The sequence below is a fragment of the uncultured Campylobacter sp. genome (assembly GCF_937890585.1).
Classification (GTDB): Bacteria; Campylobacterota; Campylobacteria; order Campylobacterales; family Campylobacteraceae; genus Campylobacter_A.
This window is the reverse complement of sequence record NZ_CALACG010000073.1, coordinates 1-9,739: the sequence shown is the minus strand read 5'-3', so window position 1 is coordinate 9,739 and position 9,739 is coordinate 1. Positions and strand designations below refer to the sequence as shown.

At 37.3% G+C, this 9,739-nt stretch carries 8 protein-coding genes; 3 read left to right on the top strand and 5 right to left on the bottom strand.

Annotated elements, in window-relative coordinates; translation table 11 throughout:
• From Q0296_RS01980 to Q0296_RS01970, 3 genes are all read left to right on the top strand, one after another.
• The coding region (locus tag Q0296_RS01980; RefSeq protein WP_298035989.1) for a DNA methyltransferase at nucleotides 1-842 on the top strand (842 nt) is incomplete at its 5' end.
• A gap of 136 nt (nucleotides 843-978) precedes the next feature.
• Complete coding sequence (locus tag Q0296_RS01975; protein WP_258033934.1) at nucleotides 979-1,290, top strand: hypothetical protein; 312 nt, start codon at nucleotides 979-981, stop codon at nucleotides 1,288-1,290.
• Nucleotides 1,291-1,292: 2 nt separating this feature from the next.
• Complete coding sequence (locus tag Q0296_RS01970) at nucleotides 1,293-4,049, top strand: type III restriction-modification system endonuclease (RefSeq protein ID WP_298035986.1); 2,757 nt, start codon at nucleotides 1,293-1,295, stop codon at nucleotides 4,047-4,049.
• A 26-nt stretch (nucleotides 4,050-4,075) separates the two neighbouring features.
• Here Q0296_RS01970 and Q0296_RS01965 read toward each other — a convergent pair whose 3' ends face one another.
• From Q0296_RS01965 to Q0296_RS01945, 5 genes are all read right to left on the bottom strand, one after another.
• On the bottom strand, nucleotides 4,076-4,516 hold the full coding sequence (locus Q0296_RS01965) for a copper resistance protein CopD (protein WP_298035984.1): 441 nt from the start codon (nucleotides 4,514-4,516) through the stop codon (nucleotides 4,076-4,078).
• Nucleotides 4,517-4,524: 8 nt separating this feature from the next.
• Nucleotides 4,525-5,490, bottom strand: a complete 966-nt coding sequence (gene trpS, locus Q0296_RS01960; RefSeq protein ID WP_298035983.1) for a tryptophan--tRNA ligase — start codon at nucleotides 5,488-5,490, stop codon at nucleotides 4,525-4,527.
• Nucleotides 5,491-5,874: 384 nt separating this feature from the next.
• Nucleotides 5,875-6,396: a shikimate kinase gene (locus Q0296_RS01955; RefSeq protein WP_298035980.1), complete on the bottom strand. Its 522-nt coding sequence runs from the start codon at nucleotides 6,394-6,396 to the stop codon at nucleotides 5,875-5,877.
• On the bottom strand, nucleotides 6,377-7,765 hold the full coding sequence (gene der, locus Q0296_RS01950; protein ID WP_298035978.1) for a ribosome biogenesis GTPase Der: 1,389 nt from the start codon (nucleotides 7,763-7,765) through the stop codon (nucleotides 6,377-6,379). Before der ends, Q0296_RS01955 begins: the two co-directional genes overlap by 20 nt.
• Before the next feature lie 131 nt (nucleotides 7,766-7,896).
• A complete protein-coding gene (locus Q0296_RS01945; protein WP_298035977.1) occupies nucleotides 7,897-9,609 on the bottom strand; it encodes a methyl-accepting chemotaxis protein in 1,713 nt (570 codons plus the stop codon).
• Nucleotides 9,610-9,739: the final 130 nt, after the last annotated feature.

Below are 9,739 nucleotides of genomic sequence, written 5' to 3'. Positions count from 1 at the left end.
CTATAATGAATTTAAAAGGAAATAATGATGAATTTGGCTTTGCTGGTACACACGAATATACAATTACATATTCAAAAAATAAAAATTTGTTAAAACTAGGCGAATTTAATATTGATGATGAAGAATTAGATGATTGGCAAATTGATGAAAAGGGCTATTTTAAACAAGGTGCAAATTTAAAAGCTACTGGTGAGGCTGGAAGACGAGAAGATAGACCATCATTGTTTTTCCCTATATTTATAGATGCAGATAATAAAATATATATTTCCGACAATAATAATCCGCCTTTTAAAAATTTAGAAGTAATTTATCCTATAACAAACAATCAAGAAATGCGATGGCGTTGGAGTAAAGAAAAATTTAAAAAAGATATTGATGATGTTATAGTCTCAAGAAGTGGAACAATAGGTTTATACAAAAAACAAAGACCGTCATTAGGGGATATGCCATCAAAAAAACCAAAAACACTTTTTTACAAACCATCGTATAGTAGTGGCAATGGAACTGTTGAAGTTAAAAATTTGTTTGGTGAAAAAATTTTCTCAAATCCAAAACCGCTTCAATTACTAATTGACTTTATTCAAATTTCGACCAACAAAGATGACTTAATTCTAGACTTCTTTGTTGGCTCTGGCACGACCGCTCACGCTGTAATGGCTCAAAATTTAGAAGATGGCGGCAACCGTAAATTTATATTAGTTCAGCTTGATGAAAAAATAGACGAGAAAAAGAGCAAAACGGCTTATGATTTTTGTAAAAATGAGTTAAAAAGTAAAAATCCAACTATCTTTGATATAACAAAAGAGCGTATCTTGCGCGCAGCGCAATCTCTCTCTCTCTGAAGACGATGCGCGGCTTAAATTTAAAATATTTTCTGCCGTTCCGCCTTTAAAATCATATTTAGATAATTATTTAGACGGTGACTCTGATACGAAAGAGCCGAATTTATTTCCTAAAAATGAGCTTTCAAAAGATGATTTGACAGCACTTTTAACTACATTTGCAGTTTATGACGGCATAAAACTAACAGATGAGTTAAAAAGAGTAGATTTGGGAGGATATGAGGCGTATTATGCACAGAAAAAGCTATATCTTATAAATGAAAATTTTAATGGTAAAAATTTAAAAGCTTTGGTTGAGAAAATAGATAGCGATAAAGAATTTGCACCTGAGAAAATAGTAATTTACGAGCCTAGTTTTGAAAGTACGAGATGGCGTGAGTTAGACGAAGCTATTAAAAATTATGCAAATAAAAAGAATTTGCAAATAAGCTTAATTGCAAGGCATTAAAAATGGCTGGATTTAATTACGAAAAAGATTTGCCTCATCAAAATGAAGCGATAAATGCGGTTATGGATGCTTTAGTTGGATGTGAGATAAAAACGAGCCTAAACGCAGAGCAAAATCCTCTAATAGAAAGTAAAAACAAGGTTTTTGACGTCTGTATGCAAACCGGCACCGGCAAAACGTATACGTTTACGAAAATGATGTTTGAGCTAAATAAAATCGCAGGCGTTTTTAAATTTATAATCGCAGTGCCGACGCTTTCTATAAAAGCCGGAACGATGAGCTTTTTAAACTCAGAAGCTACCAGAGAGCATTTTAGAGATATCTACTCTAAAAATATCAAAATTTATCTAGTCGAGAGCGCAAAGCAAAACGATAAAAAAGAGCGTATGCCAAGTGCGATAAGCGAGTATGCAAGAGCTAGTGAAAATAATGCTATACACGTGCTTGTGATAAATCAAGGTATGATAAACTCTCAAACGCTGCAAAAAGAATTTGACGTAACTCTTTTTGATGAGATATCAAATCCTTTTAAGGCTATCTCATATACAAGGCCTATTTTGATAATAGACGAACCACATAAATTTGATAAAGAAAATAAAACGTGGGAAAATTTGAAGAAATTTAACGCTCAACTTACATTTAGATACGGCGCTACTTTTAAAGAGTTTGAAAATAAAATTTATGAGTTAAATGCGCTTGATGCTTTTAATGCGGATCTAGTAAAAGGTGTAGAGGTTTATGTAGCTAAATTTGACGAGGCGGCTGACGTAAGTGTAAGGCTGGTATCTACTAGCTCAACGATTGCTAAATTTGAGCGTAAAGCTGATAGAAAAAGTAAGCTTTATAATCTTGGTAAGGGTGATGATCTGGAGTTAACAGATGAAAATTTAAGAGGTATCAAGATAGAAAAGCTAAATACAAAAATAGTGTTACTAAATAACGGCTTAGAGATGAAAAGAGGGGATGAAATAAATCCTTTTAGCTACTCGCAAACGCTTCAACAAAAGATGTTAGAAGTTGCTGTAGATGCGCACTTTAAAAATGAGCGTGAGCTGATGAAGAGATCTCCTCGTATAAAACCACTTGCACTATTTTTTATAAATGATATAGATAGCTACCGCGAGAAAAAAGGAGATTTTAGAATTGAATTTGAAAAACTTATAAAATCAAAAATGGAGCAAATTTATAAAGAAGAAGAGCCTGGATTTTATAAAGATTATTTAAAAAAATCGCTTGACGATCTTTCTTTAACTCATGGTGGATACTTTTCAAAAGATAATGATGATAAAGATGAGAAGATACAAAAAGAGATAGATGAAATTTTACACGATAAAGAGAGTTTGCTTAGTTTAGAAAACACAAGACGTTTTATATTTTCAAAATGGACTTTGCGTGAAGGCTGGGATAATCCAAATGTATTTACTATCTGCAAACTAAGAAGCAGTGGTTCAAACACAAGTAAGCTACAAGAAGTAGGGCGTGGGCTAAGACTGCCTGTAAATGAGTATATGGCTCGTGTAAAAGATGATAAATTTATGCTTAACTACATTGTTGATTTTAAAGAAAAGGACTTTGCAAATAGTTTGATAAACGAGATAAATGAAAGTGTTGAAGCTGAAATAAATAAAGAAGAACTTACTGAAGATATGATAAGGCTTGTAGCTTTGAAATTTGGCATAAGCAAAGACGAAATTTTAAAAAGACTTGATGAAGAATGCGCTATTAACAGAAGTAATAAATTTTTAGAAGGTGGATATGAAAAATTTAAAGAGATTTATCCGCTACGAAACGGAAATTTATCGCAAAAGATAAGAAACGTCGAAGACAAGAAAAAAGGTATAAAGATAAGACCTGCTAAGTTTGCTGAGCTAAAAGAGCTTTGGGAGAGGCTAAACGAGCGAGCCATCTTAGAATATATGATAAAAGATGAAAGCGAATTTAGTAAAATTTTTAGTGATTTTTTATCTGATAGCAAAGATATATTTAAGCCAAGTGGGCTCGAGGTGCAGAGGTTTGGCATAAATGCTACAAAAAGTGGTATGAGCGTCGTAAATATAAGTAGTGTAGAGGATAAGATAGAGCCTATAAATACACTGACTTATAAAGAATTTTTAGTGAAATTAAGCGACGTGATATGTGTGCGATTAGATACGTTGTATATTGCATTTGAAAAATGTAAAGAAGTAGATATAAAAAATTATTTAAATTTATCTACGATATATGCCTTAAAAAATGAATTTAATCGCTACTTACTAGAAAATGCGATAAGCAAATTTAGCATCTCTTATAAAAAAGTAGAAAGTAGCGTGCATCCAACAAAATTTACTGATGAAAAAGGAGATGTAAAAGACGTAAGCCCTAAAGATCTTGGGGTGCAAAGCATTAAAGGCGAGACCGCAAAAGAGTATTTGTTTGATGAGATATTTTATGACTCAGAACTCGAGAAAGAAAATATCATTGAGGAGATCTCAGAAGTGGTTGTCTTTACAAAAATCCCAAAGAATTCGATAAAAATCCCAGTAGCAGGTGGCGGTACGTATTCGCCAGATTTTGCTTATATAATAAATAAAAAAGATGGTAAAAGTAGACTAAATTTCATCATAGAAACAAAAAATAAACCTAAAAGCGAACTTGCGATAAGTGAGAAGCAAAAGATTAAGCATGCACAAGAGCTTTTTAGAAATAGCGGATTTGACGTGAAATTTGAAACGCAATTTGAAAATGAAAAAATCTTAGATGTTATAAAAAAGTCTTTATGATTTAGAGGCAAAATTAGCCTCTAAATTTAAACCATAAACATAACTTTTGCAAGCAAAACGATTATCACCGCAAGCGTAAGTGCGATAGGGTGGATGTTGCCAAGTGGGCTAGGGCGCTTAAATATAAATTTGCAGCTTAAATTTACTATCACCGCAGCCACTATCACCATCGCTAAGCAAAATTTGATCATTAAAAATATCTGCAATTTTGTCTCAAAGTAACCTCCAGCCTTGCTACCGACTAAGCTACTCATCATCATGCCACCAGTTAAAACTAAAAGTAGCAGACAAATAGGCATGATCCTAACAGCTACCGAGCCGATGGCTTGCTTTGCCTTTTGCGCAAGCTCTGGTGGCAGCTTTTTGCTCGCTGCTCTTAATATGATCACATCAAAAAATAGATAACCAACAAATATGATCGCACAAAAAAGGTGGATTATCTGTGCGTAGGGATATAAATTTTGCATTTTTTTCCTTATCTGTAAATTCCAACTGCTTCACGCACTTTTTCTATCGTTTCGTGAGCTATATTTTGAGCTTTTTTAGCGCCTAGATCTAAAATTTTAGCCACCTCGTCAGGGTTGTTTTGATAGTGCTCAAATTTCTCTCTTGCCTCTTTGAAATAGTCCCAAACAAGCTCGTTTAGATAGGCTTTAAAGTGCCCGTGACCTTCTCCTCCACGCTCATATCTAGCCTGCAAGTCGCGCTGTCCGCTCTCGTCTAAGAAAAGCTTTGCGATATTATAGACGTTGCAGTTTTGCCACTGCTTTGGCTCTTCAAGCGGCGTGCCATCAGTTACGATACTAGAAATTTGCTTTTTAAGCGTCTTGGCGTCTGCGAAGATATCGATCGTATTGCCGTAGCTTTTGCTCATCTTTTCGCCGTTTGTGCCAGGCACGGTAGCGACATTTTCATCGATCTTTGCCTCGGGCAGAGTGAATATCTCGCCATGTTCGTTGTTAAATTTGATCGCAATATCACGCGCGATCTCTACGTGCTGGATCTGGTCCTTGCCCACAGGCACGACCTGCGCGTTATAAAGCAAGATATCAGCTGCCATCAAAACTGGATAGCTAAAGAGTCCGTGGTGCGAGCTAAGGCCCTTTGCGACCTTGTCTTTGTAGCTGTGCGCGCGCTCAAGTAGGCCCATAGGCGTGTGCTGGCTTAGTACCCAGTAAAGCTCAAGCACGTCTTTGACGTCACTTTGCACCCAGAAAATGCTCTTGTTTGGGTCGATCCCAAGTGCCAAAAAGGCACAAGCAGCGTCAAAGGTGTTTTGCTTTAGCGCCTTTGCCTCGCTAAGACTGGTCATCGCGTGGTAGTTTGCTATAAACATAAACATTTCGTTTTTTTCTTGCATATCAACCATCTGCTTTATCGAGGCAAAATAGTTGCCTAAATGCAGCTTTCCGCTTGGTTGGAGGCCGGTTAATACTCTCATCTTATCCTTTCAAATTTTGGCTTCGTTTTTTTGAGCGCCTTTAAATGAGTTTGTAATCGACAGGCTAAATGCCTAGTCTTGATTAAAATTTGACTGCACAACATTTAAATTCATCTCAAAATTCTTCGCCAAAATGCTTTTTTAAATTTTAACATCACGTTAGATTTTTTGTATCTAGCTTGATCTTAAAATTTAACCGCACAACATTTGTCGCTTTAGCGCTTTATCAAAGTGAAGCAAAAATTTATCTCAAAACTTCGCCAAAATTTCTCACTACAAAACGCTAAATCTAGCTCAAACATCACAAATTCCAACACCACACTAGACACCCATCTAGCCTGATCTTGAAATTTATCGTTGCAAGCAGCCATCGCCACTTTGCAACTAAACTTTTAAAAGTATCCTTATCTCTTTTACGATCTGTTTTGGGGTCTTGCCCTCCACCTCGATGATATAATCAGCCTTTTTTTCATAAAGCTCCTCACGCTCCAGATGTAGCGCCTCAGCCTTTTTTAGGTCGCTTAAAAGCGGACGTTTGGCAAGCTTTTTCTCGCTATTTTTGCTGTTTTTTAGCCTTTGCATTATCGCATCAAAGCTTGCTTTTAGATAGATCACGGTGCCTATTTTCTTTAAATTTTTAACCTTCGCAAAGCCACCACCAGTTGAAATAATGCTATTTTTGACATTTGTCGCTAGAAATTTAGCAAGGTCTTTTTCAAGCTGCCTAAAATACTCCTCTCCGTACTCTTCAAAGATGGTTTTTATCTTCATATTTTGAGAGCTTTCTAGCAGGTCGTCGCAGTCGAGGTTCATCGTCTTTAGCGCCTTGCCTAAAGCCCTTGCAGTCGTGCCCTTGCCAACGCCCATAAACCCTATCAAAACGATATTATTGTTCTTTGTCTTCATCACTCTCTCCACGTTTTTTAGGGATTAGCACGATAGGCACGCCAGTTAGGTTAAAGCTCTCTCTAAGCTTGTTTGTTAGGTAGCGTTTGTAGCTAAAGTGCAGGCATTTTGGGCGGTTCATAATGAGTGCTATCATGATAGGTGCGGTCTTAAACTGCGCTGCATAGTAGATTTTCACGACCCTGCCTTTGTCGCGTGGCAGTGGGTGCGCTTTGGTCGCTTCGCTGATCACGTCATTTAGCTTTGATGTTTGAATTTTTTGGGTGTAGTTTTTGTAAATTTCAACTATGAGTGGGTAAATTTTATGCACTCTTTTGCCGCCAAGTGCCGAAACGCTGATGATCGGCGCATATGAGAGAAATTTAAACCTATCTTTTATCTCTTTGCAAAGCTCGTCAAATTCTTCGCTGCTTTTGTCCCATTTGTTTAGCACGATGATGACGCCAAGCTCAAATTTAGAGGCTATGCCAGCGATACGCTCGTCAAGCTCGGTTAGCGGCTCAGAGCTATCAAGCACGAGTAGCGCGACGTCTGTCTCTTCTAAAATTTTCTCAGTTCTATTTAGTGCGTATCTCTCGATACCCTCGATCTTGCCACGCTTCCTGATACCAGCAGTATCGACAAATTCAAAAACCCTGCCATCATGCTCGTAAATTTCATTGACTGGATCGATCGTAGTGCCTGCTACGTCGCTAACGACGGCACGGCTCTCTTTTACAAGAGCGTTTAGAAGTGAGCTTTTGCCGACATTTACACGGCCTATGATGCCAACTCTGATGTTTTTGCTCTCGTAGTCTATCTCGTCGCTTAGCTCGCCTTCGTCGTTATAGTTTTCTAAAAAATCATCAAAATCTTCGTTCAAATCGGCCTTTAGCTGCACTTTCTCTTCCAAGTGCTTTGCTAGCCAGATGCTAAGCTCATCGACGCCAGTGTTGTGGCTTACTGAAATTCCAAATGAGTTTTTCGCGCCAAAACTTACAAATTCCCACTCTCTTTGCTCGTCTTTTTTGCTGTCGATTTTATTGATGACTAGAGCGATTGGTAAATTTAGCTTGCTAAGCTCGTAAAAAATGGCTCTATCATCGTCATCTGGCATCATCTTGCCATCGACCATGTAGAGGATAACGTCTGAGTTTTTAGCCTCTGCTAAGGTCTTTGCTTTTACGTTTTTAAAAAGCTCGCTGCTATCATCAAGCCCACCGCTGTCGATTAAAATGCACTCTTTACCCTCAACTTCGATCTTGGCTTTGTTTGTATCTCTTGTGGTGCCGCTAACGTCGCTTGTTATGGCGATGCGTCTTCTTGCTAAGCGGTTAAAAAGTGAGCTTTTGCCGACATTTGGCTTGCCTACTAATATTACTTTTTGCAAATTTTGTCCTTTTTATGATGGCTGATTATACAAATTTTTCTCTTATATAAAGTATAAAAGGCGGCTTAAAGTAGCATAATGTAAAGCCCCTTGGTATTTTTACCAAAGGGCTTTTTGGGTTAAATTTAGGATCAAACCTTAAATTTGTCTAGTTTGTTGTTTAGAGTCTCTGTCATTTTGTTGAGGTGCTCGGCTGCTGCTGCGATCTCCTCGATACTTTTTGTGTTTTGAGAGGAGATGATATTTATGTTATTAGTGTCGTTTAAAATTTCAGTTACATTATCTCCAGTTTTTATGTAATCAACCACATTTTTTTCAGATAAACTTATAGCTTGATTCATGCTTTGAGCTAGCATGGCGATCTTGTCTTTTACATTGTCAGCTACTACATTTAACTCTTCTATCTGGGCTGAGTTTGTGCCCATTTGTTCGCTAGTTTGAGCTATCTCTTGGACGATGACGTTTATCGTTGCGTTTATCTCAACTAGGCTCTTTTGAGTGCGCTCAGCTAGTTTTCTAACTTCGTCAGCAACGACTGCAAAGCCTCTGCCGTGCTCTCCAGCGCGAGCTGCCTCGATAGCGGCATTTAAGGCTAATAAATTTGTCTGATCGGCTATGTCGTTTATGACTGAGAGGACACTTTTTACCTGCTCGGCCTCGCCACTAAGCCTTGATATCTTCTCAGACAGACCAAGCTCTGCTTGCACACTATTTTCTATCTTTGAGGTAAGTTCAAAAATGGCTTTATTTGCACCTTCTATTCCACTGCTTGCCTTTTTCATATCGTCTCTACCGACTTTTACCTCTTCAATAAACTCTAAAAGCTGATTTTTTATCTCATTTGCTTTATGAGCCGCCTCAGCTACTATCTCAGCGGTTCTTTCAGCATTTTTGCCAGCGCTTAGAGAGGTTGAGCTTAGCTCATAGGCCGTAGATGAGTTTTCATGTGATAACTGTTTTGCTTCACTTATTAAATTTCTTAAATTTTGTGCGACAGCTTGCAAGAGTCCCATGGCACTTTTTGGGCTATCTGTCGTGATATTAACAGCTAAATTTCCATTTGAGATCTCCGAGATCACATTTTCTATCTGAGCTGGTTTTCCTCCTAAAATCCCCTGTATGACTTTGTTGTTTACGATTGAGAGGATGATCGAGCAAAAGATCGTTATGCCAAGTAAAATTTTAAATATACTTTGATAAAGGCTAAGATCGGTTTGTAAATTTTTAACTTCATTGTGAGTTCTATCTGAAACCAAGACAAAAAACTCATCAAGTGGCTTCATGATGAAGGCCTTTTGTTCGTGATACTCTTTGCCATTTACTAGCTCAAGCGCCTTTTTTAAAATCTCATCTCTTTGTTCAGGCTCAGCTTTGCTTAAATTTTTGATCATTTCAAAGGCTTTTACCTCAAGATTTACAAGTGCATTTGACCTTGACTCCGCTTCTTCAAGCTTTTTAAACTCATCTGCGGTAAAGCCTTCTTGCTTCATCAGATCTTTTAGCGCTACCTTTACATCTGAGTCAGGTCTTGGCTTTGCGATGCCGCCAGCTACGAAGTCCCAGTAAATTCTCTCATACTCTTGTGGCCTTGGACTTTTGCCATTTCTTATGTCCAAAACAGCGTTATACTGCTCTTCAAAGCTCGCATTTTTACCAGCCATAGCCACGTATGATCTAACAAGCCTTGTAAGATCATCAGAACTTTGTCTAAGCTCATCTGCTAGTTTGTAGGAATTTAGTTGCCTAGCTGAGGCGTTTTCCAGCTGACTTGAGATACCTTGAATTTTTTGAAATATAATGCCAAGAGCTGGCATTAAAACGATACATAAAATCACTAAAAACATTTGGAATTTTTTAGATCTAAATAATTTAGATATAAATTCACCCATGACAAACCTCCGTTTTTTATGTGTGTCATCATTAAAATATAAATTATATTGTAAATAAATATTTATATTTTGTTTACTAGACCAA